Origin of the sequence: Aeromonas sp. s9, assembly GCF_040907765.1 — a bacterium.
Classification (GTDB): domain Bacteria; phylum Pseudomonadota; class Gammaproteobacteria; order Enterobacterales; family Aeromonadaceae; genus Aeromonas; species Aeromonas caviae.
In genome coordinates this window covers 104,706-127,304 of the sequence record NZ_JBFOCK010000037.1, presented here as the reverse complement: position 1 = coordinate 127,304, position 22,599 = coordinate 104,706, and the positions used below count along the sequence as shown (strand labels likewise).

The window sequence follows — 22,599 nt, the reverse complement described above, 5'->3', positions numbered from 1 at the left end:
CGGCCTGCACGGGGTCGAGCTGCACGCAGCCCACCACTTCCTGCTCTGCAACTTCCTCAACCCCCTGCACAACCGGCGCACCGACCGCTGGGGGGGGCAGCCTCGCGAACCGGGCGCGGATCCTGGTGGAGATAGTGCGCGGCATTCGCGCCCGTCTACCCCGGGGCTTCCTGGTCGGGGTGCGTCTCTCCCCCGAGAGCTATGCCCATATCCAGGGCATCGAACTGGCCCATCAACTGGCGGTGGCGCGCCTGCTGGCGAACGAGGGGATCGACTACCTGCACTTCTCCATGGGGGACAGCTTCAAGGCGGTGGCGGGGGATCCCGACGGCGGCGCCCTGCTGGAGGCGGTAAGGGTCGGGTTGGCCGGGCGGGTGCCGCTCATGGTGGCGGGCAAGATTAGCGACGCAGATTCGGCGGAGCGGGCTCTGGCCGGCGGCGCCGATCTGGTGGCGGTGGGCACGGCGGCCCTTGGCAATCCGGACTGGATGGAACGGGTGAGCCGCGGCCTGCCTCTGCATGCAGCCCCTTTCACGGCGGCGCACCTCACGGAGGTCGGCTTCACCCCAAGCGCCCTCGACTACCTGGCTGGCATGGGGGTGCTGGCCCCGCGCGATGCGGCCTGAGGGCTTTCATGAACGGTATGCGCTCGGCAGGCTGTTGAGCTGATGTGACAAGGCCCTCGTGAAGAGGGCCTTGTGCGTGTCAGGCGCCGAGAGGAAGCAGGTCGGCGTAGTCGTCGAGCGCCGGGAAGTGCTGGAAGGTGAGCGGCGGCATCTGGCTGTCGGGGTGACGGATGCCGAGCTGGTGGGCGATGCCGAACTCGGCCGAGGCGGCCAGGATCCGCTCGCTGTCATCCACGAAGAGGGTGCGGGCCGGGTCGAAGGCCAGCCGCTCGGCCAGTGCCTGCCAGCAGTGCTGGCTCTCCTTCGACCACCCGAGCTCATGGGTGCTCACCATCAGATCGAGGTGCTGGGCGAGGCCGAGGCGTGCATCCTTCACCGACAGACTGGCGGGATGGGCATTGGTGAAGAGCACCACCTGCTTGCCAGCGGCCTTGAGTGCGGCCAGGAAGGGAATGACGTTGGGGCGCCACTGGATCTTTTCCAGGATCTCCTGTTTGAGGGCGCGGATGTCGAGCCCGAGCGTCCGGGTCCAGTAATCCACGCAGTACCAGTCGAGCGTGCCGTTGACCGCATGATAGTGAGTGTCCATCTGCGCCTTCGCCTCGGCCAGCGGCAGGCCGAGTCGCTCGGCGTAGCGCACCGGCACCAGGGTTTGCCACAGATGGCTGTCAAAATGGAGATCGATCAGGGTGCCATCCATGTCGAGCAACACGGTATCAATCTGGTGCCAGGGCAGGGGAGTCGACATGGGGCCTCGCGATGTCTGTGGTGATGGGAAAAACGGGGCGCATTATAACGGATTTTTCAGACATCTTTCCCCTCTTTGCCCCGTGGTGTTCGGCAGGGGAGTCGTTTACTCTTGAAACACGATTTTTTAACGAGCAGTCAGCCCCCGATGAGCGATCCCCACAAGCGCAATCCCGTCCACCTCAGTGTCGAGACCATGGCCCATGACAAGAGCAAGCCGGAGATCCTCAAGGCCGAGATCGTGGCCGAGAGCCGGCTGTTCAAGGTGGAGTCCCTTCACCTGAAATTCTCCAACGGCGAGGAGCGGGTCTACGAGCGGATGCGCGGCGGCAACCGGGGTGCCGTCATGGTGGTGCCCCTGTTCGATGCCCACACCCTGCTGCTGGTGCGCGAGTACGCGGCGGGCACCCACTCCTACGAGCTGGGTTTCCCCAAGGGATTGATAGACCCCGGTGAAAATGCCTTCGAGGCGGGCAACCGGGAGCTGATGGAGGAGGCGGGCTTCGGGGCGAGCAGCCTGACCCTGCTCAAGCAGGTGTCGCTGGCGCCGGGGTATTTCTCCAGCCGGATGGACATCTTGCTGGCGCGGGATCTCTACCCCGAGCAGCGGGTCGGTGACGAGCCCGAGCCTCTCGAGGTGATCCCCTGGCCCCTCAACCGGATCGACGAGTTGCTGGCACGACCGGACTTCACCGAGTCGCGCAGCATCAGTGCCCTGCTGCTGGCCAGCAAATGGCTGGCGGAGCAGGGAAATTAGCCCGCAGAGGGTCTGTTTGGCAATCAGAGGCAGAGGTAAGCACCATGCAGGAGTTGTTGGCCTGGATACCCGAGGTCAAGGAGATCGCCCGTGAGGCGGGCAAGATCCTTCACGAGATCTATCGCGGCGGTCAATTCGAACGCCAGTTGAAGGAGGATGCGACCCCGGTCACCAGTGCCGATCTTGCTGCCGATGCCTACCTCAAACAGGCGCTGGCAGCGCTCACTCCCCATGTCCCCGTGCTGACCGAAGAGGCGGCCGACATCCCCTTCAGCCAGCGTGCGAACTGGCGCCAGTACTGGCTGGTGGACCCGCTGGACGGCACTGGCGAGTTCATCGCAGGCAGCGGCGACTTCGCTACCCTGATCGCCCTGGTGCGGGACAATGTCCCGGTGCTCGGGGTCATCTATGCCCCCGAATCCGATCTGCTCTACTGGGCGGTGCGCGGTCACGGCGCCTTCAAGGAGGCGAACGGCGAGAGCCGTCCCATCAGCGCCATCCATCATGAACACGATCAGCCTGACTCCCTGGTGGTGGCCATCAGCCGCCGCCAGAAACTGGAGAACCTGACCCGTCGCCTCAACCCGGCCATCCACTACGAGCTGATCCCGCTCGGCTCCAGCTCCCTCAAGTCCTGCCTGGTGGCGGAAGGCGTGGCGGATTGCTACGTGCGCCTGGGCCCCACCGGGGAGTGGGATACCGCTGCCGCCCAGTGCATCGTGGAGGCGGCAGGGGGCCGCATCCTCAGCCTGGCGCTGCAACCGCTGAGCTACAACGAGACCGAGTCGCTGGAGAACCCGGACTTCATCGTGATGGGGGACCCGGATCTCGCCTGGGGTCGCATTCTGGCCCACTGACGGGTCGACCAGCTCGCAGAGAATGCAATCAGGCGACCACAGGGTCGCCTGATTGCATTGGTGTGATCCACTGGCTGGTTACGGGGATTTTAGGGAGATTCGCTAGTGATGGCGATAACGGCAGTGGATCATCACATCCAATCTGGCTGCACTGGCATAAATTTCAGTTAATTCTGAAAACATGCATTTCATCGAAACAAAAAATCGACGTGGGTTTTAATTTTGGTTTTATATTCCTAACTTTTGGTTAATGTCAGGATTAATTGAATAATCCGGGGTGAAATTTCCTCCCAATCTCACTGGTGGAACAGGGCTTTGCCAGTGAGATCTGCCAGCCTCCCTTTTTGAGAATTAAATGCTAAAGGAGCACAATGTTTTTAGATTTTTATACTACATAAAGGTGATTTATCGATGAGTTTATCTGCAGACGTCTCACGGGAGCTGTCCGGTTCCCCCTCCACCATGGCCAGCACCGGCTGGCGTCGCCACGACACCCACTGGGTCATCAGCCTGTTCGGCACCGCCGTCGGCGCTGGCATTCTGTTCCTGCCCATCAACCTGGGTCTGGGGGGGATTTGGCCCCTCATCATCGTCGCCGTGCTGGCCGGTCCCATGACCTTCCTGGCCCACCGCGGGCTGGCGCGTTTCGTGCTCTCGTCGTCGCGCCCCCAGGCCGACTTCACCGAGGTGGCCGAGGAGCACTTCGGCAAGATGGCCGGGCGCCTCATCTCGGCGCTCTATTTCCTCTCCATCTTCCCGATCCTGCTCATCTACGGCGTCGGGCTGACCAACACGGTGGAGAGCTTCATGGTCAACCAGCTCGGCCTGGCCTCCCCGGATCGGGTGATGCTCTCCGGCGTGCTGGTGTTCGCCATGATCGCCGTGATGCTGGCCGGCGAGAAGGCGATGCTGCGGGCCTTCGCCGTCATGGTCTACCCGCTGGCGGCTATCCTGCTGGCCCTCTCCTGCTACCTCATTCCCCAGTGGCAGTGGCCGGAAGTGACCGCCTTTGAAGGCACGAGCTTCCTCAACACCGTCTGGCTGGCGCTGCCGGTCACCGTGTTCGCCTTCAGCCACGCCGCCGCCATCTCGGGCTTTGCCAACGTGCAGCGCCGGGAATACGGGGAGCAGGCCGAAACCAAGAGCGGCCTGATCCTGCGCAACACCACCGTCATGCTGGTGGGCTTCGTGCTCTTCTTCGTCTTCTCCTGCGTGCTGAGCCTCTCCCCGGCCCAGCTGGCCGAGGCCAAGGCCCAGAACGTCTCCGTGCTCTCCTATCTCGCCAACATCACCGACAACCCGGTGATCGTGACCCTGGGGCCGCTCATCGCCTTCATCGCCATCAGCTCCTCCTTCCTCGGCCACTTCCTCGGTGCCCGCGAGAGCCTGAAAAGCCTGATCGCCAAGCCCACCGGCCTGCCGCTGGCGAAGGCGGACAAGCTCGGCATCGCCCTGATGTTCTTCGCCATCTGGGGCGCCGCCATCATCAACCCGGGCATTCTGGGGTTGATGGAGACCCTCTCCGGTCCCGTCATCGCTATGATCCTCTTCATCATGCCGGTGGTGGCCATCTACAAGGTGGAGGCGCTGGCCCGCTTCCGTCACCGTTGGGTCAACGGCTTCATCCTGCTGACCGGTGCCCTGGCGGTCTCGGCCCTGCTGTTCAGCCTGCTGAAATAAGCCAGGCCGTCAGCATCAAACAAGAGAGGCGACCCCGGGGGTCGCCTCTCTTGTTTCTGCTCCCTGGTTGCCTTGCCGTCGTCTCACCCCAGCTTGGCGCCGTTCTCCACCGCCTGCTCGGGGATGGCGATCACCACGGCGCCATCCGGGCGATAGAAGCCGGTCAGCAGAAACTCCGACTGGATGGGGCCTATCTGCTTGGGGGGAAAGTTCACCACGGCGACGATCTGGCGGCCCACCAGATCCTCCGGTCGATAGAGGTCGGTGATCTGGGCGCTGCTCTTGCGCACCCCGAGCTCGGGGCCGAAATCCGCCCACACCTTGTAGGCGGGGCGGCGCGCCTCGGGGAAGGGCTCGACCCGCACCAGGGTGCCCACCCTGAGCTCCACCATCTCGAAATCCTGCCAGCTTATGGTCTGCATCTTGGCTCCTCGTTGCCCATACCTTGCATGAGCCTCAGTATGCCTCGAATGCCCGGGGATTGTCTTCGGCAAAGAGCCGACTGATTACGGCAGGCGGCCGTTTTGCTGGCGCCAGAGGGAAGGGGTCAGTCCGGTCTCGGCCAGGAAGCGCTCGGCAAAGGCCCCCTGGTTCTGGTAGCCGCAGCGGCTGGCCACTTCGCCGACGGGCAGCCGGGTGCGGGCGAGCAGGGTGCGGGCCAGCGCCATACGCCGCATCCTGAGGTAGTGGGAGACGCTCGTGCCCACCTGCTGGCGAAAGGCGTGTTTGAACTGGCTCAGGCCGAGGCAGGCGATGGCGGCGAGTTCCTCGTTGGTGAGGGGGTCTGCGAGGTGGGCTTCCATATGACGCTGCACCTTGGCGATACGAGGGGCTATGCGGGGAGCGACGGCGGGGCCCATGCCGCGTCCCTCGGTCAGCAGCCCGAGCCACACCTGATCCATGCCGGCCACGTGGCGCCCCTCGGCCACCATGCGGTGCAGGAAGGCGAGGTAGTGGCGCTGGGCCTCATCCAGCTCGACGAAGGGGTGGTCCCCCAGGGCGGCTGGCAGCCAGTGACTCTCCTGCACCAGAAACACGTGCGCCGGATCGGCGGCGTAGTCGTGGCGAAGGCCAGGGGCGATGATGCAGGCAAAACCGGGGGCGAGGCGACATCCCCGACCCTGCACCTCGATCTCGAGGGGGCCGACGAGTGGGATCACCAGCTGGGCGTGGTCATGACTGTGGCTCTGCATGTCGCTCTGGTAGTGACGCAGGCTGAAGGGGGAGGCGGCAGATAAGCATGACGCGGCACCGGGCCGCGTCATTGAAAGGGATGCATCGTTTGCCATGGGCAGCCGCATTACTCGGCGTCGAAGTCTTCGATCTCTTTGCCAAGGGCTTCCATGATGGCGCGGGCCTCGGCGGGGACGCTGTCCGGGTGATCCTTGCGCAGATCGTCGTCACAGGGCAGCGGCTGGCCGGTGAAGGCGTGCAGGAAGGCTTCGCAGAGCAGCTCGCTGTTGGTCGCATGACGCAGGTTGTTCACCTGGCGACGGGTGCGCTCATCGGTCAACACCTTCAGCACCTTGAGCGGGATCGAGACGGTTATCTTCTTGACCTGTTCGCTCTTCTTGCCGTGCTCTGCATAGGGGCTGACGTAGTCGCCGTTCCACTCTGTACCCATGTTCCACCTGTAGTCGTTTGGCCGTGAGCGCGGATTTTAACCCTTAAGGAATTCAATGGCAATCCAACAGCAAAGCCATTTAGACGTCTAGAAGTGTTGACGGCTTTTTTAAGGTGGCGTAGTGTGGTGCACCATGGGCCGGCAGTCCGGCCAGCGAAAATGAGAGCGGGGCTGGACGACCCACGAGGCGGACCGGCTCCGGCAACCCATCAAGGAGAGTGACATGACCCACAAGGCCACCCTGGCGGTACGCACCGGGATTGAGACAGACACGCAGCACGGTGCCGTGGTGCCCCCCATCTACCTCTCCAGCAACTACACCTTTGCCGACTTTGGCGAGCCCCGTCAATACGACTATGCCCGCTCCGGCAACCCGACCCGCACCAATCTGGCGGACGCCCTGGCGGCCCTGGAAGGGGGAGCCGGCGCCGTGGTGACCGGCACCGGCATGGGGGCCGTTCACCTGGTGACCACGGCTCTGCTCAAGGCGGGGGATCTGCTGATCGCCCCCCACGACTGCTACGGCGGCACCTGGCGCCTGTTCGAGTATCTGGCGGCCAAGGGCCACTACCAGGTGCAGTTCGTGGATCAGGGAGACGAGGTGGCGCTGGCCGCCGCGCTGGCCCAGAAACCCGCACTGGTGTGGGTGGAGACCCCCTCCAACCCGCTGCTGCGGGTGGTGGACATCGCCGCCATCGCCGAGGCCTCCCACGGGGTGGGGGCCCAGGTGGTGGTGGACAACACCTTCCTCTCCCCCTTGCTGCAACAGCCTCTGGCCCTTGGTGCCGATGTGGTGGTCCACTCCACCACCAAGTACATCAACGGCCACTCCGACGTGGTAGGGGGTGTGGCGATCGCCAAGGATCAGGCTCTGGCCGACTCCCTGGTGTGGTGGGCCAACTGCCTGGGGCTCACCTCCGGTGCCTTTGACTCCTACCTCACCCTGCGGGGCCTGCGCACCCTGGCCCCGCGCCTGCGCACCCATCAGGAGAACACGGATCGCATCCTCGCTTTCTTGCAGCAGCAGCCGCTGGTCAAGCGTATCTATCACCCCAGCCTGCCGAGCCATCCGGGCCACGACATTGCGCGCCGTCAACAGTCCGGCTTTGGCGCCATGCTAAGTTTTGAGCTCGATTGCAACGAGACGGGGCTGCGTGCCTTCCTCGCGGGGCTGCGCCTCTTCTCGGTGGCGGAGTCCCTCGGCGGTGTGGAGAGTCTGGTGGCCCATCCGGCCAGCATGACCCACAGGGCCATGACCCCTGCGGCCCAGCAGGCGGCGGGCATCAGTGCCCAGTTGCTGCGCCTGTCGGTGGGGATCGAACACGGTGAGGATCTGGTGGCCGATCTGGCCCAGGGGTTTGAACAGGCGCAGTTGGCACAACAGGCAGAGCAGGTGAAGTAATGGAACAACAACAAGGAGAGTGTGTGGTGGCAACAGAGGCAGTCTTCAAGCGGCGCCATGTACACAAGTTCGGCGGCAGCAGCCTGGCGGATCCGGTCTGTTATCGCCGGGTCGCCAGCATTGTCGAGCAACAGGTGGGGGGCAACGAGCTGGTGGTGGTCTCCGCCGCGGGCAAGACCACCAACCGGCTGATCCAGCTGGTGGAGCTGGCGGAAGCGGGGGATGAGGCCGCAGGCGAAGCCATCACCGCCCTGCACGCCTATCAGCAAAGCCTGATCGACGGCCTGCTGGAAGGGGAGCTTCACCTCGATCTGAGCCAGCAACTGACGGGCGACATGCAGCTGATCGCCAAGACCCTGGAGGGGCAGTTTGACCGCTTCGAGCGCAACGGCCTGCTCGCCTTTGGCGAGGTGTGGTCCGCCCGTCTGCTGGCTGCCCTGCTCACCAGCCGGGGTGAGGCGGCCGCCTGGCTCGATGCTCGCAGCTTCCTGCGCGCAGAAGACGGCGCCCTCATCAAGGTGGATACCGCCCTCTCCAGCGAGCTGCTCAAGGCCCGCCTGGCCGAGCACGCCGGTCGCATCGTGGTGACCGGCTTCATTGCCGCCGACATGGAGGGGCGTTCCCTGCTGCTGGGACGCAACGGCTCCGACTACAGTGCCAGCCTCCTGGCGGCGCTGGCGGACGGCGAGTCCACCACCATCTGGAGCGACGTGGCCGGGGTCTACAGTGCCGACCCGCGCCGGGTGAAAGAGGCGCGTCTGCTGGAGCGCCTGAGCCTGGCCGAGGCCAACGAGCTGGCGCGCCTGGGCTCCTCGGTGCTGCATTCGCGTACCCTGCAGCCGGTGGCCGACAGCCGTCAGCGCCTCACCCTGCGCTGCAGCTACAATCCGGACGAAGGCTGCACCCACATCCTGCGCCGTGCGCCCCGCTCCGGCGGTGCCCGCATCGTCTCCTCGGTGGATCAGATAGCCCTCATCGAGCTCAAGGTGCTGCCGCAGACTGACTTTGAGCAGACAGTGGCGGCCATCGAGGCCCATCTGGCCCGCCATCGCCTCCATCCGCTCACCCTGCAGCGCCAGCCGGATCGGCGGGTGCTGCGTCTGGCCTACACCCTGGAGGTGGCACAAGGGGCCTTCGAGGTGCTCCGTGACTTCCAGTTGCAGGGCAACTTTACCGGCCTCATCCAGAAGGAGGGGTTCAGCCTGGTCGCCCTGGTGGGGGCCGGCGTCACCGACAATGCCGAGCAGTGCCACCGTTTCTACCAGCTGCTGGCGGATCAGCCTCTGGAGTTCGTGCAGGTGGCCAAAGACGGCCTGAGCCTGGTGGCCGTGCTGCGCCAGATCGTGCTGGAGCCGCTGCTCATCGCTCTGCACAGTGCCCTGTTCAGCCGCCCGACCCGGGTCGGGCTGGTGGTGTTCGGCAAAGGCAATATCGGCGGTCACTGGCTGGGGCTCTACGCCCGCGAGAAGGCGCGCCTCGAGCATGAGCTCAATCTGGCGCTCACCCTCTACGGGGTCTTCGACTCCAAGGGCGGGCTGCTGGACGAAGAGGGGCTGGATCCCCTCAAGGTACAGGACAACTTCCATCCCAAGCCGCTCATCTGGCCGGAGCTGCTCTCCCAGCTGGAGCAGCACAGTTTTGACTCCCTGATCGCGCTCGACATGACCGCCAGCGAGACGGTGAGCCGCTACTACCCGGACTTTGCCCAGCTCGGCATCCACATCATTGCCGCCAACAAGTTTGCCGGTGCCGCCGACAGCGAGTTTTACCAGCGCATCAAGCAGACCTGCCGCGACCATCAGGTGCAGTGGCGCTACAACGCCACCGTGGGGGCCGGGCTGCCCATCCAGTCCAGCATCCAGATGCTGCGTCAGAGCGGTGACCGCATCCAGGGGGTCTCCGGCATCTTCTCCGGCACCCTCTCCTGGCTGTTCCAGCAGTATGACGGCACTCGCCCCTTCTCCGAACTGGTGGACGAGGCGTGGCAACACGGCCTGACCGAGCCGGATCCCCGGGAGGATCTCTCCGGTCAGGATGTGCGCCGCAAGCTGCTCATCCTGGCGCGGGAGGCGGGCTTCGAGCTCGACTCCGCCGATATCGAGCTGGAGAATCTGGTGCCTGTCACGCTGCGCAAGGTGACCGCCGATCAGTTCATGGACAGGCTCAAGGAGCTGGATGACCCTATCCAGACCGCGTTCGAGGGGGCGCGCCGGGTCGGCAAGGTGCTGCGTTATGTCGCCCGCTTCGAGCACGACGGCAAGGCCCGCGTCGGGCTGGAGACGCTGGAGCCCCATCACCCGTTTGCCAACCTCTTGCCCTGCGACAATGTGTTCGCCATCGAGAGCGACAGCTATCGCACCAACCCCCTGGTGATCCAGGGGCCGGGAGCGGGCCGGGAAGTGACGGCCGCCGCCATCCAGTACGATCTGTGGCAGATCTGCGCCAGCCTCTGAGGCTGCGTGACACGATGCAATGAGAAGAGGCGCCCCAGGGCGCCTCTTCTGTTATCGGGTGGCGGAGTTACCAGAACAGCCGGCCCAGGAGGGGGGCGAGCAGCACGGTGGCCATGCCGGCGATCATCATCACCATGCTGGAGACCACCCCCTCCTCGTTGCCCATCTGATAGGCCCTGGCTGTCCCGGCCCCGTGGGCCGAGGCACCAAAGCCCGCGCCCTTGCCAAGGCGGCTGCGGATGGCGAGCACGGTGAGCACGCTTTCTCCCACCGCCATGCCGATGACGCCGGTCAGCACCACGAACAGGGCGGTGAGATCGGCGTTGCCACCCACGGAACGGGTCGCCTCCACCGCGAAGGGGGTGGTGATGGATCTCATGGCCATGCTGCGTTGCAACAGCTCGGAGAGGTTGAGCCAGCGGGCCAGCAGCACTGTGCTGCCCACCGCCATCACCACGGACGCCACGACCCCGACCGAGAGGGAGAGCCAGTGGCGGCGCATCAGCTGGCGATTCTCGTAGACGGGCACCGCGAAGGCGACGGTGGCAGGGCCCAGCAGCCAGAGCAGCCAGTGGGATTCGGCCATGTAGTCCCGGTAGGGAATGTGGAACAGCATCACCACGGCCACCAGCAGGGTGGGGGCCAGCAGCAGCGGCATCAGGGGCAGGATGCGCTTTTTGCCATAGAGCCACTTGCTGGCGTAGTAGAAGAGCAGGGTCAGGGCGAAGCAGAGCAGGCCGAGCAGGGTGTCAGACATGGCGGCGACTCCGGCGGGCCAGCTTCAGCTCGAGGCGATAGACCCTGTCCACCACCAGCGCCGTGGTGCCGAGCACCAGCACGGTGCTGACGATCAGGACCACCATGATGCGCCACCCCTCCTGCAGCAGCAGCTCCTGATAGTTGACCACGGCCACTACGGCAGGGACGAAGAAGAGCAGCATCTCCGCCAGCAGCCAGCGGGCCCCGGCACTGAACCACTGGGCCTTGACCACCCCGAGCAGGATGCAGACCAGCAGCAGCAACATGCCGGTGAGGTTGGCGGGCAGGGGCAGGTGCAAGGTGCGCACTGCGATGTCGGCCAGCAACCAGATGGCCGCCAGCAGGGCGATTTGGAAGGGGGTTTGCAACCAGCGAAGGCAGAGGGTTTTCATGGCAAGCGTCTTTCTGTGAACCTGCTCACAGTATAGAGAGGGACCAAACCTGCAAAAAATGAATTTAAATTATCAAAATCATGCCAAAGAGGCATGATTTGGCCAGCCATCCCCGTCAAGAGAGCACCATGGATATTCGAGCCCTGCGTTACTTCGTCGAGCTGGTGCGGGAGCAGAGCTTCACCCGCGCCTCCGAGAAGCTGTTCGTCACCCAGCCCACCATCAGCAAAATGATCCGCAACATGGAAGAGGAGCTGGGCCAGCCCCTGCTGAGCCGGGTCGGCCGCCGCTTCACCCTGACCGACAGCGGCCAGGTGCTGTTCAATCGGGCCCAGACCATCCTGGCGGAGATGCAGCAGCTGGAGGCGGAGCTGGCGGATCTGCAGAGCCTGCAATCCGGGCGTCTTGCCCTCGGCATCCCGCCCATGGTGGGTCATGTCTATGCGGATCTCATTCGTACCTATCGCAGCCGCTACCCTGGTGTGGAGCTCTCCATCGTCGAATATGGCGGGCGGCGCATCGAGCAGGCGGTGCTGGCGGGGGAGCTGGATCTCGCCATCACCATGCTGCCGACCAGGGAAGAGGGGGCCCTCTGCGCCCTGGATCTGGACAGTTACCCCATCCGGGTGGTGCTGCCGGACCTGCCCCGCTGGCGCGAGGGGGGCGAGATCCGGCTGGAGGCTCTGCGGGACGAACCCTTCCTGCTCTATACCCAGGCCTTCACCCTGAGCGAGCGGCTGGAGCAGGCCTGCGAGCAAGCCGGGTTCGTGCCTCAGGTGGCGGCCCGCAGCAGCCAGTGGGACTTCCTCACCGCCATGGTGCGAAGCGGCATGGGGGTCGCCTTCCTGCCGGAGCCCATCTGCCGGCGGCTGACGCCGGACGGCCTGGTGTTGCGCCCTCTGGCCCCGGCGCTGAGCTGGCGGCTCGGGGTGATCTGGCCAAGGGATCGCTACCTCTCCCGCACCGCCGAGGCCTGGCTTGCCCTGTGCCGCGAACAGGGCTGAAGAGCGGGTCTGGGGTTAGGGGGTCCCCGGTGACGCCATGCCTGTGACGAAGCGGGCATAGGCTGCGGAGTGTCGCACCTCCTCAATCTCGTCCCACACCTGTTGGCTGAGATCGGGGTGGGCTTGATGGAAGGGGTGGGAGAAGATGAGGTAGTAGGGCTTTTCGACCAGGGGAGGGGTGATCCGCTCGAGTGTGGCCTGCAACTGCGGGTGGGCGGCCAGGGTCCGTTCTGCGACCCCGGTTTGCAGGGCGGCGGCAACGGCGCGCTGCATCGCGACCTTCTTGAGCAGGATCAGTGGCTCCCTGCTGGAGTCATCCACCCTGACACCGCTCTCCTGCAACTGGGCGACGATGGAGAAACCGGACTGCGCCGCAATGACGCCATGGGCGACGAGCTGCCGGCCATCCCAGCGAACCTGTCCGCCTTTTGGCTGGTAGAGGCTGTAGCTCTCGGTGAGCAGGCGCTTGGCGGGATCAGGTGCCCCGTGTCGCATGGGGTAGACCCCTATGGTGCGAGCACGCTCTTCGCTGTAGCTCAGCTTGACGGCGGCATCGAGCTGGCCCTGGCTGACGAGGGAGAGGCAGCGTTTCCAGGGCAGGGGGGTGAGAATGATGGGATGCCCGATCCGGTTTGCCACCTCCTTGAGGTGGAACTGCACTATCCCCTCGCCGGACATCAGCAACCAGGGAGGCGAATCGCTGTTCTCCATGCAGGCACGAATGCTGCCGGGGGCGGCCATGACGCAGGTCGGCAGCAACCAGAGCAGCAGCGCCAGGCAGAGAGTGCGCAAGGGGAGCCTGCCTGACAGGGGAGAACCGGCGAGCCAGTCAGGGAGCGATGCCAAAGTCATCCCTCATCGGGTCATAGAGATAGGCGCGGTAGTCGGTGCTCTCGTCGGGCAACTGCGGGTTGGTCAGCCGGAAGATCTGGCGTGAATCGAGTCGGGCAAAGACCAGGGAAGGCTGGAAATGTTGGCGCCAGAGGCGCTGCAGGGAGCCATCTTTCCAGGCCAGTTGCAGGCCGCGCAAAAGGCGCTCGCGCTCCTTGCTGTAGGTGGCGTGGCTGTAGAGGGAGTGGATGAGCGGATAGAAGAGGGCGACATGGCTATCCACGGTCAGCCCCGGTAGGCCGGGTCTGTGGTTTTTCCACTCGCTCAATATCTCGTTGGCACCACGGCAGAAGAGATCGATCCGGCCACGGGCCACCAGGCGAAACAGTGACTCATAGTTATCCACCTCCTGCACCCTGAAGCCGTTGTAGCGCAGGATGTCGGCATCCCGCCAGCCTGTGCCCACCCCTTGCGTGAACTGCTGCAACTGGGACAGGGTGTGAACCCCGGCCAGGGCCTGGGCACGGGCGCTGCCGACAAAACAGACCCGGTAGCCGAGAACGCCCAGATCGATGGGGAAGGGGACCAGGGTGACACCGGGTTGAGGGATCTCCTGGGGCCAGCTGTCGACGATGAAGAGGGCATTCTTGCCCGGCGTTTGCACTTCGAGCCGCATCCTCGCCTTGTTCATCCTGATGGCGTCGAGCAGTTCATAGTCGCCGTAATCGGGCCGTGTTTTCTCCAGCGCCAGCCGCATCGCCGCCCGGTAATAATTCATGCGGACATCCTGTTGGGTCTCCCCGGTGATCAGGGTGAAGCGGGTGGCCGCCATCGTGAGGGACGGGAGGGAGAGGGCGAGCAAAAGGAGCAGGATTCGATGCATCTTGACCGGGTTCGGCAACGGGATTGTGCCCAGTATAGACGGGCCATTCCCGTCGACACAGCGCTATCAGGCTCTGGCAGATCTGACCTCTTGAGAAGGGGGTCATGCGGATTTCATCAAGAGACCCAGGCGACGGCATAGCTGGCGCAGCGTCTGGTTGTCGAGGCAGCCAAAGCCGAGCAGCCACCCTTCCAGTGTCTGCGGGCCCAGGTAGAACTGGCCCAGATGGCGCAGCCCCAGCCCGCAGGCGTTGGCGGCATCGGTCCAGCGCGCCTCGCCACCGGGGGGCAGCAGCACGGCGCACTGCAGGCCGGCGCCGCTGTGGATGGGGGTGAGCCCCGGGCAGTGCTCGGCCAGTTCCGCCAGCAGCAGATCCCGTCTGCTCTGGTAGAGGAGGCGGCTCTGGCGCAAGTGGGTGGCGAAGTGCCCGCCCCGGATGAAGTCTGCCGTGACCGCTTGCTGCAACTGGTTGCTGTGGCCGTCGACGGCGGCCCGGGCGCGGCAGAAGGAGTCCATCAGCGGCCTGGGCAGCACCAGGTAGGCGAGGCGCAGTGAGCCGAACAGCACCTTGCTGAAGGTGCCCACATAGATCACCCGCCCCTGGCCGTCGAGCCCCTGCAGGGCGGGCAGGGGACGCTGATCATACTGGTACTCCCCATCGTAATCGTCCTCCAGGATCCAGGCGCCGTGACGCTCTGCCTCGGCCAGCAGCGCCATGCGGCGGGGCAGGCTCATGGGGACGCCAAGGGGATACTGGTGTGCTGGGGTGCAGTAGATGAGGCGCGGTGCAGGATGATCCCCATGAGGGTTGAGCCCCTCTTCATCCACCGGCACCGGATGCACCCGGGCACCGGCGCTCTCCATGGCGGTGCGAGCCCCGGGATAACCGGGGTCTTCCACCCAGACGGTGTCACCGGCATCGATGAGCAACTGGGTCGCCAGCAGGATCCCCTGCTGGGAGCTGGTGAGGATCAGGATCTGATCCGGCTCGCACACCACGCCGCGTGACTGCACCAGATAGCTGCTGATGGCGGCGCGAAGTTCCCCAAGCCCCTGGGGATCCCCGTAGTTCATCCAGTCGCTGGCGCGCTGGCGCCACTGTTGCTGCATCAGCCGACCCCAGAGTGCCTGGGGGAAGAGACGGGGATCCGGCTGGCTGGAAGCAAAGGTGGTGCCCACCTCGGGCACGTCGTGACAGGCGCCACCCAGGGCCATCTCCTGGCCGCGGCGGGAGAGGCCAGCCGCTGACTGGGGCGGGCGCGGCGCGGGGCGCACCGCCGCCAGGGCGACAAAGCTGCCGGCGCCCACCTTGCGCACCAGATACCCCTCCGCCTCGAGCCGGCCATAGGCCAGTTCCACCGTGCTGCGGGAGATACCGAGATCCCGGGCCAGGAGACGGCTGGCGGGCAGGCGGCTGTGCAGGGGCAGGTGGCCCGCCAGGATGGCCTCGCGCAGGGTACGCACCAGTTGTTCGTGCAGGGGCAGATCCCCTTGTTGCTGGCTGGCGAAGAGCGTTGGCAGAACGGTCATGATGCGCTCCCGTTGGCGCGGGGGTTGCGCCTCTTTCGAGGCAGGGATCCTGCCCGCAGGGCATGGCGCGGCTGTGGGGCTGGTGACTGACGGGCAGAGCGGGTGGGGTGGATGGTCATGGTGGCGGCTCGATGAAATTGGTCTGCCCATATTGGCAAAATTGGTCGGCGTGGCAAGGCCATTTTGTCGCTACATTGGTGGTCACAGGGTGGCGCCAGCGGGCGGCACGGATTGGCAACACAAGGAGTCTGCATGTCGGAATACAGTGCCACCATCAGTTGGCAGCGGGGGGAGCATGAGCCCTTCGTCGATCAGCGTTACAGCCGGGCCCATGAGTGGGCGTTTGATGGCGGGGTCAGGGTGCTGGCCTCCTCCTCTCCCCATGTGGTGCCGCTGCCTTACTCGGTGGCGGAACATGTGGACCCGGAAGAGGCATTTGTGGCGGCCCTGTCCAGTTGCCACATGCTCACCTTCCTCTGGTTGGCGGCGAAGGCGGGCTATCGGGTAGAGAGCTACCGGGACGAAGCGGTCGGCATCATGGCGAAAAACGGGCAAGGTCGCCTCGCCATGACCCGGGTCACCCTGCGTCCCAGGGTGATCTTCGGGGGAGAGCAGGAGCCCGCTCTGGCCGATCTGGAGCAGTTGCACCACCAGGCCCATGAGGAGTGCTTCATCGCCAACTCGGTCAACACCTTCGTCACCACAGAGATCGTCATCTAGTCATCAGGAGCGTTCAGGATGAGTCATGTATTGAGCACAGGGGTGGCAGGGGCCGCCGAAGCCAGCGCCTTTTTCGAGGCCCAACTGAAGTTTCGTACCGATCCGGCGGATCTGGCCGCCGATCTGCTGGCCGGGGTGGCGGGGATCGTGGTCATCGATACCCGCTCCCCCGCACACTATGCCGAGGGGCACATTCCCGGCGCCATCTCCTTCCCCCACAGGACCATGACGGCGTCGACCACGGCGGTACTGGACCGGAACCTGGTGTATGTCTGCTATTGCGACGGCATCGGCTGCAACGGTTCGACCCAGGGGGCCTACAAGCTGGCGTCCCTCGGGTTTGAGGTCAAGGAGTTGATAGGGGGTCTGCACTGGTGGCGTCAGGACGGTTTCGCCGTCGCCACGGGCAGCGAGCCCGGAGTGCTGCTGGAAGGGGGAATTGCCTGTGCCTGTTGAACGTTGCAATGAGGGGGGCGACGCCTCCCTGTCCGGCGCCGCCCTTTTCAACGACTTTGGGCAGCCTCTGGGGCGTGCGCTGCCAGAATGGCGCGGCGCCGAGTTCCCTCCCCACCGCGCACTGCATGGCTGGGGCTGTCGTCTCGAGCCCCTTGATCCCGAGCGCCACCTGGGGGATCTGTGGCAGGCATTCAGTGCCGACAGCGGGGCCATGTGGACTTACCTGACCAGCGGCCCTTTCGCGGACGAGACCGCCATGGGGGTCTGGCTGCGGGAGGTTGCCACCAAGCGGGATCCCCAGTTCTACGGCATCATCGACGAGGGGAGCGGACGGGCGCTGGGACTGGCGAGCTACCTGCGCATCGATCCCCTGGCGGGCAGCATCGAGGTGGGCTGGCTGCACTTCTCCCCCGCCATGCAGCAGTCACGGCTGGCGACGGCGGCCATGGTGTTGATGATGGCCAATGCCTTTGCTCTGGGATACCGGCGCTACGAGTGGAAGTGCAATGCCCTGAACCTGCCTTCGCGCCAGGCGGCCCTGCGCCTCGGCTTTCACTATGAGGGGACCTTCCGTCAGGCGCGGGTGGACAAGGGACACAACCGGGATACGGCCTGGTTCTCCGTCATCGACAGCGAGTGGCCCGCCCTGAAAGGGTGCTTCGAGCGCTGGCTGGAGGACGGCAACTTCGACCATGCCGGGCGTCAGCGTCGCCGACTCTCCGAACTGACCGCCGCCTGCCGCTCTGCGGCGTGCTGAGGGCGACAGATCACCCGCGGGGACGGGGCGGTTTCCGGTCGGGTTCCTTGGGCGCTTCGCCCGCAAGGCGCCAGATCCGACATCCAGACGCAAGAGGCGCCAGTCATGGCGCCTCTTTTGTTTGTTCAGTCGTGATGATCGCCGATGGGGGCCGCAATCCAGTTCATCAGCCGGACCATGTCTGCCGGCGCCACCCCGACCGAGAGCCCCCGCTTGCCACCGCTCACCAGGATCTCGTCGAAGGCCATGGCGGAGTCGTCCAGCACGGTGGGCAGCAGCTTCTTCTGGGCCAGGGGACTGATGCCGCCCACCTTGTAGCCGGTCAGCTTTTCGGCTTCCGCCGGCTTCATCATCTCCACCTTCTTGAGCCCGGTGGCCTTGGCGAGCTGCTTGAGGCTGCACATGCCCGAGGAGGGCACGATGGCCACCACCGCCTGCTTGTCGTGATGGGCGAGCAGGGTCTTGAACACCTGCGCCTGGGGCAGACCCAGCTGGGTAGCGGCATGCTTGCCGAAGTCGTCGTGGGCTTCGCACTCGTAGGGGTAGAGCTTGTGGGGGATCTTCAGCTTCTTCAGCAAGTTGATGGCGGGTGTCATGGGGTCTCCTCGAACCGTGGCAAGGCCAGACAGTCTGCGCCCGGGAGCAGGATGTGGCAAGAACCAGTCTTCACACCCAATCGGGGCCTGTGTTAGCGTAACCGGGTGCCGGATCCTATGATTTGGGCACTTGTCCCCGCATTCCAATGCAATGCGCCGGCGATCGAAAGGAATCGTAGCCATGAATACCACAGCACTTTGCGCTCGCGATATCGACGCGATGGATCGATATGAGACCCTCAGCCAGGCTGACCGCCCTTGATCGGGCCTATGGCATGGTCGAGTTCGATCTCGATGGTCGCATGGTGTCGGTCAATCCCCTGTTTTGCGACATGCTGGGTTATCCCCCCGAAGCGCTGTTGGGCCAGTCCCATCTCATGCTCTTGCCGCCGGATCTGCAGGCCGAGCATGATCTCTTCTGGCAGAGGGTATTAGGTGGCGAGATCCAGTCGGGGGAGTTTCGCCGGGTCAGGCAAGGTGGCAACCCCCTCTGGCTCCATGCCACCTACATGCCCGTGACCGACGAGGCAGGCATCCTGCTGGGGGTGGTCAAGCTGGCGCACGACATTACCTCGGCTGTGATGGCCAAGCAGCGGGTCGAGCAGCAGAGCCAGCTGTTTGACATCGTGGTGGCCGCTCACCAGAGTTTTCTGCTCGATCGCAATCTCGGCTCCGCCTGCGACACCGTCTTCGAGCAGCTGCTGAGCGTGAGCGAAAGCTCCTATGGTTTCATCGGCATCATCCAGTACGAGGATGGTCGTCCCAGTCTCTATGTCCCCTCCATCTCCAATGTCTCCTGGGATGAGGCGACCCATGCCTGGTATGAGCAGCAGCGCCAGAGCCGGGGCGGGCTCATCTTCAGCAAGCTCGACAACCTGTTTGGGCACGTGGTGACCCACAATACCCTGGTGTGCTGCAACGATCTGCCGAGCCATCCAGCCAGTCGCGGTGTCTCCCCCCGTGGTCATCCGCACCTGGAGAGCTTCCTCGGCATTCCCATCCGCCACAAGGGAGAGGCGATCGGCATGATCGCCCTGGCCAACCGCCCGGGTGGCTTTGACGAGACCCATGTCAGCCTGCTCGAGCCCCTCACCACGGCCCTTGGCACCCTTATCCACGCCCGCAACCTGGAGGACGAGCGCAGCCGCATGGAGCGGGTGCTGCGCTTCAACGCCGAGCACGACTTCTTGACCAAGCTGCCCAACCGCAGCAGCTTTTTCCAGCAGGCAAACGTGTTGCTGGATCACGTCCAGCACCATCCCGCCGAAGGGGAGGCCTGCTGCCTGGCCTTGATAGATATCGACTTCTTCAAGCAAATCAATGATGTATATGGACACCTTGCCGGAGATGCCGTGCTGGCGTCGCTGGCGGGGCTCCTGATGCAGGCGGTGCGCAGCAAGGATCTGGTGGCGCGATTTGGCGGGGAGGAGTTCATCCTGCTGCTGCGGAGCACGACCCTGGAGGAGGCCCACACCATCATGGAGCGCATCCGGCGCCAGGTGGAGCAGCACACCTTCCTGTACCAGCACCAGGCGATCACCGTCACCATCAGCGTGGGGCTCACCCCCTATCAGATGAGTTACAGGCGCATGGATGACTGGCTTCAATGCGTGGACCAGCGACTTTACGAGGCAAAACGTCGGGGTCGCAACCAGGTCTCCTGATGAGAGGCTATATCGCGAAATAAAACAGGGCGCCATCATGGCGCCCTGTTTGTTGTGGATGTTTTTTTCCCTTAGAGGGGGCTGTGCTGGCGGCAATATCGGGATCCCCGTGCCCGGCAGAGACGAAAAAGGGCGCCGGGGCGCCCTTGTTTGCAACGGTCCGGGCTCAGCCGGTGTTGCGCATGCCGGCGGCGATGCCGGCGATGGTGACCATCAGCGCCTGATCCAGCTCGGGGTGCAGGGTCTCCGGGTGGTTGCGGGAGCGATTGAGCAGCTCGGCCTGCAGCACGTTGAGCGGGTCTGTGTAGGGGTTGCGCAGCTTGATGGACTCCTTGATCCAGGGCTGATCGTCCAGCAGGTCGCCCTGCGGGCGCAGTTTCAGCACCACCTCGATGGAGTCGGCAAGCTCCTGACGCAGCTGCTTGCCGAGTGCCCACAGGTTCTCCGGCACCAGGCGGGTGTCATAGTATTCCGCCAGCCAGAGGTCGGCCTTGAGGAACACCATCTCCAGCATTTCGAGACGGGTGCGGAAGAAGGGCCACTGGCGACTCATCTCGTCCAGCACGCTCTTCTGGCCGTCGTCGATGGCCTGTTGCAATCCCTTGTGGGCGCCGAGCCAGGCCGGCAGCATCAGCCGGTTCTGGGTCCATGCGAAGATCCAGGGGATGGCGCGCAGGCTCTCGACACCGCCGTTGGGCTTGCGCTTGGCGGGGCGGGAACCGAGCGGCAGCTTGCCAAGCTCCATCTCCGGGGTGGCAGCACGGAAGTAGGGCACGAAGTCCGGGTGACCGCGCACGATACTGCGGTAGTGATCGCAGGAGACAGACGCCAGCTGCTCCATCACGGCGCGCCAGCTCTCTTTCGGCTTGGGCGGCGGCAGCAGGTTCCCCTCCAGCACGGCGCTGGTGTAGAGGTTCAGGCTCTGGATGGCCACCTTCGGCAAGCCGAACTTGAAGCGGATCATCTCCCCCTGTTCGGTGACCCGCAGGCCGCCGCGCAGGGATCCCGGGGGTTGCGACAGGATCGCCTGATGGGCGGGGGCGCCGCCACGGCCGACGGTACCGCCGCGGCCATGGAACAGGGTGAGGCGGATGTTGTTGGCTTCAGCCAGCGCCACCAGGGATTCCATGGCGGCGTACTGGGCCCAGCCAGCGGCCATCATGCCCGCATCCTTGGCGGAGTCGGAGTAGCCGATCATCACGTACTGACGGCCCTGGATGTAACCGCGATACCAGTCCACCGACAGCAGGCGTTCCATCACGGCGGTGCCCGCCATCAGGTCTTCCTGGGTCTCGAACAGCGGGGCAACCGGCATGCGGAACTTGCAGCCAGCTTCCTTCAGCAACAGCTGGACCGCCAAGACATCGGACGGGGCACCGGCCATGGAGATGATGTAGATGCCGAATGCATCGGGGTCGTGCTGGGCGATGACGCGACAGGTGTCGATGGTCTCGCGGGTTTCGGCACTGGGCTCCCAGTCGCTCGGGATGAGGGGGCGGCGGGAGTTCAGCTCGCGCAGCAGGAAGGCCTGCTTGTCCTCTTCGCTCCACTCGGCGTAGTCGCCCACACCCAGGTAGCGGGTCAGCTCGGAGAAGACCTGGCCGTGACGCTCGCCATCCTGACGGATGTCCAGCTTGACCAGGTGGATGCCGAAGCAGGCCAGCTTGCGCAGCACGTCCAGCAGCATGCCGTCGGCGATGTTGCCCATGCCGCAGGCGTGCAGGGAGTGGTAGCAGAGCTCCAGGGGCTCGCGCAGCTGGGCGGTGCTCTTGACCAGATCCCTGCTCTCGCTCGCCTGGCCCTGTACCTTGGCGGTCAGGTACTCCTGGGTCTCGCGCAGTTGCTCGCGCAGCTCGCGTACCAGGGCGCGATAGGGTTCCGGGTTATCACCGACCCGGGCACGCACGGCGTCAGTGCAATCGGCCATGGAGAGCTCGGAGGTGAGCTCCTTGATGTCCTTGTAGAACAGGCTCACCGCCATCCAGCGGCCCAGCTCCAGCACTTCGGCGGTCACCTTGGCGGTGACGAAGGGGTTGCCGTCGCGGTCACCGCCCATCCAGGAGGTGAACTTGACCGGCGCGGCATCCAGCGGCAGCCGCACACCCAGATGGTGTTGCAGGCGCTCGTCCAGATTGCGCATGAATTCGGGGATGGCCGGCCACAGGCTGTTTTCCACCACGGCGAAGCCCCACTTGGCTTCGTCCACCGGGGTCGGGCGCTGTTCGCGGATCTCGTTGGTGTGCCAGGCCTGGTTGACCAGTTGCTCGATGCGACTCTGGATCTTGTCCCGCTCGCGGGGCAGCAGATCGGAGAGTTCCAGGGCCTCGAGGCAGTCGTTGAGCTGCACGTGCTTGTGGATCAGGGTACGACGGGTCACCTCGGTGGGGTGAGCGGTCAGCACCAGATCGATGTCCAGCTCGCGCACGGCCTGGATGATGGCCTCCTGGGACAGGTTGGAGGCTTTCAGCTTGTCGAACATCTGCTCCAGCGGGTCCGGGGTGCAGACCTGCTCTTCGCAGCGACGGGAGATGGTGTGGAACTGCTCCGCCACGTTCGCCAGGTTGAGGAACTGGCTGAAGGCACGGGCCACGGGCAGCAGTTCGTCATCGGAGAGGGTACGCAGGGTGTCGAGCAGGCGCTCTCTGTCTGCCTCGTTCCCCTTGCGGGAAGACTTGGCCAGTTGGCGAATGGTCTCAATCTTGTCGAGGAAGGCCTGCCCCTGATGATCCTTGATGGATTTACCCAGCAGTTGGCCCAACATGCCTACGTTGGCCCGTAGTGCGGCGTACTTTTCGTTCATTCCACATCCTTATTTTGTTGGTGCCTCCTGACCTTCCAGGCGGGAGGCGACCTCACTTATT

21 protein-coding genes and 1 pseudogene are annotated in these 22,599 nt (G+C 64.7%); 11 read left to right on the top strand and 11 right to left on the bottom strand.

Annotated elements, in window-relative coordinates:
- Nucleotides 1-626, top strand: a pseudogene (locus AB5Y54_RS07570) (HisA/HisF-related TIM barrel protein); the annotation flags it as partial.
- A gap of 79 nt (nucleotides 627-705) precedes the next feature.
- Here AB5Y54_RS07570 and yrfG read toward each other — a convergent pair.
- The gene (yrfG, locus tag AB5Y54_RS07565) at nucleotides 706-1,374 is read right to left on the bottom strand and encodes a GMP/IMP nucleotidase (RefSeq protein WP_202039937.1); all 669 of its coding nucleotides are present in this window, start codon (nucleotides 1,372-1,374) and stop codon (nucleotides 706-708) included.
- Between the two features lie 147 nt (nucleotides 1,375-1,521).
- Between yrfG and nudE the strand changes: the two genes are divergently transcribed.
- The 3 genes from nudE (at nucleotide 1,522) to AB5Y54_RS07550 (ending at nucleotide 4,667) form a co-directional block, all read left to right on the top strand.
- Entirely contained in the window at nucleotides 1,522-2,130 is a 609-nt protein-coding gene (gene nudE, locus AB5Y54_RS07560) for an ADP compounds hydrolase NudE (protein WP_039040577.1), read from the top strand.
- 44 nt (nucleotides 2,131-2,174) lie between these two features.
- Nucleotides 2,175-2,987, top strand: coding sequence for a 3'(2'),5'-bisphosphate nucleotidase CysQ (gene cysQ, locus AB5Y54_RS07555; RefSeq protein ID WP_052815525.1), 813 nt, complete (start codon nucleotides 2,175-2,177; stop codon nucleotides 2,985-2,987).
- 411 nt (nucleotides 2,988-3,398) lie between these two features.
- A complete protein-coding gene (locus AB5Y54_RS07550; RefSeq protein ID WP_029314815.1) occupies nucleotides 3,399-4,667 on the top strand; it encodes an aromatic amino acid transport family protein in 1,269 nt (422 codons plus the stop codon).
- 83 nt (nucleotides 4,668-4,750) lie between these two features.
- Here AB5Y54_RS07550 and AB5Y54_RS07545 read toward each other — a convergent pair whose 3' ends face one another.
- From AB5Y54_RS07545 to metJ, 3 genes are all read right to left on the bottom strand, one after another.
- On the bottom strand, nucleotides 4,751-5,089 hold the full coding sequence (locus AB5Y54_RS07545) for a tRNA-binding protein (protein WP_010675707.1): 339 nt from the start codon (nucleotides 5,087-5,089) through the stop codon (nucleotides 4,751-4,753).
- Between the two features lie 84 nt (nucleotides 5,090-5,173).
- Nucleotides 5,174-5,932, bottom strand: a complete 759-nt coding sequence (locus AB5Y54_RS07540; protein WP_182956743.1) for an AraC family transcriptional regulator — start codon at nucleotides 5,930-5,932, stop codon at nucleotides 5,174-5,176.
- 35 nt (nucleotides 5,933-5,967) lie between these two features.
- Nucleotides 5,968-6,291, bottom strand: a complete 324-nt coding sequence (metJ, locus tag AB5Y54_RS07535; protein WP_005327165.1) for a met regulon transcriptional regulator MetJ — start codon at nucleotides 6,289-6,291, stop codon at nucleotides 5,968-5,970.
- Between the two features lie 223 nt (nucleotides 6,292-6,514).
- On the opposite strand from metJ, the gene metB reads away from it, so the two are divergent.
- Both metB and AB5Y54_RS07525 read left to right on the top strand, forming a co-directional pair.
- Nucleotides 6,515-7,693 (top strand): cystathionine gamma-synthase, encoded by a 1,179-nt coding sequence (gene metB, locus AB5Y54_RS07530; RefSeq protein ID WP_010675705.1) that lies wholly within the window; start codon nucleotides 6,515-6,517, stop codon nucleotides 7,691-7,693.
- Nucleotides 7,693-10,146, top strand: a complete 2,454-nt coding sequence (locus AB5Y54_RS07525) for a bifunctional aspartate kinase/homoserine dehydrogenase II (RefSeq protein WP_368153421.1) — start codon at nucleotides 7,693-7,695, stop codon at nucleotides 10,144-10,146. Before metB ends, AB5Y54_RS07525 begins: the two co-directional genes overlap by 1 nt.
- A 67-nt stretch (nucleotides 10,147-10,213) precedes the next feature.
- Here AB5Y54_RS07525 and AB5Y54_RS07520 read toward each other — a convergent pair whose 3' ends face one another.
- Both AB5Y54_RS07520 and AB5Y54_RS07515 read right to left on the bottom strand, forming a co-directional pair.
- Complete coding sequence (locus tag AB5Y54_RS07520) at nucleotides 10,214-10,903, bottom strand: LrgB family protein (RefSeq protein ID WP_010675703.1); 690 nt, start codon at nucleotides 10,901-10,903, stop codon at nucleotides 10,214-10,216.
- Nucleotides 10,896-11,297 carry a CidA/LrgA family protein gene (locus AB5Y54_RS07515; RefSeq protein WP_039040574.1) on the bottom strand — a complete coding sequence of 134 codons (402 nt, stop codon included), beginning with the start codon at nucleotides 11,295-11,297 and terminating at the stop codon, nucleotides 10,896-10,898. The genes AB5Y54_RS07520 and AB5Y54_RS07515 overlap by 8 nt, the downstream gene beginning before the upstream one ends.
- A gap of 128 nt (nucleotides 11,298-11,425) precedes the next feature.
- Between AB5Y54_RS07515 and AB5Y54_RS07510 the strand changes: the two genes are divergently transcribed.
- Nucleotides 11,426-12,301 (top strand): LysR substrate-binding domain-containing protein, encoded by an 876-nt coding sequence (locus AB5Y54_RS07510; RefSeq protein WP_319892358.1) that lies wholly within the window; start codon nucleotides 11,426-11,428, stop codon nucleotides 12,299-12,301.
- 15 nt (nucleotides 12,302-12,316) lie between these two features.
- On the opposite strand, the gene AB5Y54_RS07505 is transcribed toward AB5Y54_RS07510, so the two are convergent.
- The 3 genes from AB5Y54_RS07505 to AB5Y54_RS07495 form a co-directional block, all read right to left on the bottom strand.
- A complete protein-coding gene (locus AB5Y54_RS07505) occupies nucleotides 12,317-13,147 on the bottom strand; it encodes an ABC transporter substrate-binding protein (RefSeq protein ID WP_223933103.1) in 831 nt (276 codons plus the stop codon).
- Complete coding sequence (locus tag AB5Y54_RS07500; protein ID WP_258057302.1) at nucleotides 13,131-14,015, bottom strand: hypothetical protein; 885 nt, start codon at nucleotides 14,013-14,015, stop codon at nucleotides 13,131-13,133. Before AB5Y54_RS07500 ends, AB5Y54_RS07505 begins: the two co-directional genes overlap by 17 nt.
- Nucleotides 14,016-14,117: 102 nt before the next feature.
- Entirely contained in the window at nucleotides 14,118-15,545 is a 1,428-nt protein-coding gene (locus AB5Y54_RS07495; protein ID WP_113977623.1) for a PLP-dependent aminotransferase family protein, read from the bottom strand.
- Nucleotides 15,546-15,797: 252 nt separating this feature from the next.
- On the opposite strand from AB5Y54_RS07495, the gene AB5Y54_RS07490 reads away from it, so the two are divergent.
- The 3 genes from AB5Y54_RS07490 to AB5Y54_RS07480 are packed head-to-tail and all read left to right on the top strand — an operon-like array spanning nucleotide 15,798 to nucleotide 17,478.
- The gene (locus tag AB5Y54_RS07490) at nucleotides 15,798-16,265 is read left to right on the top strand and encodes an OsmC family protein (RefSeq protein WP_368153420.1); all 468 of its coding nucleotides are present in this window, start codon (nucleotides 15,798-15,800) and stop codon (nucleotides 16,263-16,265) included.
- A gap of 18 nt (nucleotides 16,266-16,283) precedes the next feature.
- Nucleotides 16,284-16,721, top strand: coding sequence for a rhodanese-like domain-containing protein (locus AB5Y54_RS07485; protein ID WP_069651919.1), 438 nt, complete (start codon nucleotides 16,284-16,286; stop codon nucleotides 16,719-16,721).
- A complete protein-coding gene (locus AB5Y54_RS07480) occupies nucleotides 16,711-17,478 on the top strand; it encodes a GNAT family N-acetyltransferase (RefSeq protein ID WP_223914999.1) in 768 nt (255 codons plus the stop codon). The genes AB5Y54_RS07485 and AB5Y54_RS07480 overlap by 11 nt, the downstream gene beginning before the upstream one ends.
- Nucleotides 17,479-17,603: 125 nt before the next feature.
- Here the strand turns inward: AB5Y54_RS07480 and ybaK are convergent, their stop codons facing one another.
- The gene (gene ybaK / locus AB5Y54_RS07475) at nucleotides 17,604-18,074 is read right to left on the bottom strand and encodes a Cys-tRNA(Pro) deacylase (RefSeq protein ID WP_368153419.1); all 471 of its coding nucleotides are present in this window, start codon (nucleotides 18,072-18,074) and stop codon (nucleotides 17,604-17,606) included.
- A 230-nt stretch (nucleotides 18,075-18,304) separates the two neighbouring features.
- On the opposite strand from ybaK, the gene AB5Y54_RS07470 reads away from it, so the two are divergent.
- Nucleotides 18,305-19,738: a diguanylate cyclase gene (locus AB5Y54_RS07470; RefSeq protein ID WP_368153418.1), complete on the top strand. Its 1,434-nt coding sequence runs from the start codon at nucleotides 18,305-18,307 to the stop codon at nucleotides 19,736-19,738.
- Nucleotides 19,739-19,904: 166 nt separating this feature from the next.
- On the opposite strand, the gene ppc is transcribed toward AB5Y54_RS07470, so the two are convergent.
- Nucleotides 19,905-22,538 carry a phosphoenolpyruvate carboxylase gene (gene ppc, locus AB5Y54_RS07465; RefSeq protein WP_368153417.1) on the bottom strand — a complete coding sequence of 878 codons (2,634 nt, stop codon included), beginning with the start codon at nucleotides 22,536-22,538 and terminating at the stop codon, nucleotides 19,905-19,907.
- Nucleotides 22,539-22,599: the final 61 nt, after the last annotated feature.

Bases quoted from the DNA above. Each gene is read 5' to 3' on its own strand.
- AB5Y54_RS07490 (WP_368153420.1), top strand. From the start codon at position 15,798: ATGTCGGAATACAGTGCCACCATCAGTTGGCAGCGGGGGGAGCATGAG.
- AB5Y54_RS07485 (WP_069651919.1), top strand. From the start codon at position 16,284: ATGAGTCATGTATTGAGCACAGGGGTGGCAGGGGCCGCCGAAGCCAGC.
- AB5Y54_RS07540 (WP_182956743.1), bottom strand. From the start codon at position 5,932: ATGACGCGGCCCGGTGCCGCGTCATGCTTATCTGCCGCCTCCCCCTTC.
- ppc (WP_368153417.1), bottom strand. From the start codon at position 22,538: ATGAACGAAAAGTACGCCGCACTACGGGCCAACGTAGGCATGTTGGGC.
- AB5Y54_RS07470 (WP_368153418.1), top strand. From the start codon at position 18,305: ATGAGACCCTCAGCCAGGCTGACCGCCCTTGATCGGGCCTATGGCATG.
- metB (WP_010675705.1), top strand. From the start codon at position 6,515: ATGACCCACAAGGCCACCCTGGCGGTACGCACCGGGATTGAGACAGAC.
- AB5Y54_RS07495 (WP_113977623.1), bottom strand. From the start codon at position 15,545: ATGACCGTTCTGCCAACGCTCTTCGCCAGCCAGCAACAAGGGGATCTG.
- AB5Y54_RS07550 (WP_029314815.1), top strand. From the start codon at position 3,399: ATGAGTTTATCTGCAGACGTCTCACGGGAGCTGTCCGGTTCCCCCTCC.
- AB5Y54_RS07510 (WP_319892358.1), top strand. From the start codon at position 11,426: ATGGATATTCGAGCCCTGCGTTACTTCGTCGAGCTGGTGCGGGAGCAG.
- yrfG (WP_202039937.1), bottom strand. From the start codon at position 1,374: ATGTCGACTCCCCTGCCCTGGCACCAGATTGATACCGTGTTGCTCGAC.
- ybaK (WP_368153419.1), bottom strand. From the start codon at position 18,074: ATGACACCCGCCATCAACTTGCTGAAGAAGCTGAAGATCCCCCACAAG.
- AB5Y54_RS07515 (WP_039040574.1), bottom strand. From the start codon at position 11,297: ATGAAAACCCTCTGCCTTCGCTGGTTGCAAACCCCCTTCCAAATCGCC.
- metJ (WP_005327165.1), bottom strand. From the start codon at position 6,291: ATGGGTACAGAGTGGAACGGCGACTACGTCAGCCCCTATGCAGAGCAC.
- AB5Y54_RS07520 (WP_010675703.1), bottom strand. From the start codon at position 10,903: ATGTCTGACACCCTGCTCGGCCTGCTCTGCTTCGCCCTGACCCTGCTC.
- AB5Y54_RS07500 (WP_258057302.1), bottom strand. From the start codon at position 14,015: ATGCATCGAATCCTGCTCCTTTTGCTCGCCCTCTCCCTCCCGTCCCTC.
- nudE (WP_039040577.1), top strand. From the start codon at position 1,522: ATGAGCGATCCCCACAAGCGCAATCCCGTCCACCTCAGTGTCGAGACC.
- AB5Y54_RS07545 (WP_010675707.1), bottom strand. From the start codon at position 5,089: ATGCAGACCATAAGCTGGCAGGATTTCGAGATGGTGGAGCTCAGGGTG.
- AB5Y54_RS07525 (WP_368153421.1), top strand. From the start codon at position 7,693: ATGGAACAACAACAAGGAGAGTGTGTGGTGGCAACAGAGGCAGTCTTC.
- cysQ (WP_052815525.1), top strand. From the start codon at position 2,175: ATGCAGGAGTTGTTGGCCTGGATACCCGAGGTCAAGGAGATCGCCCGT.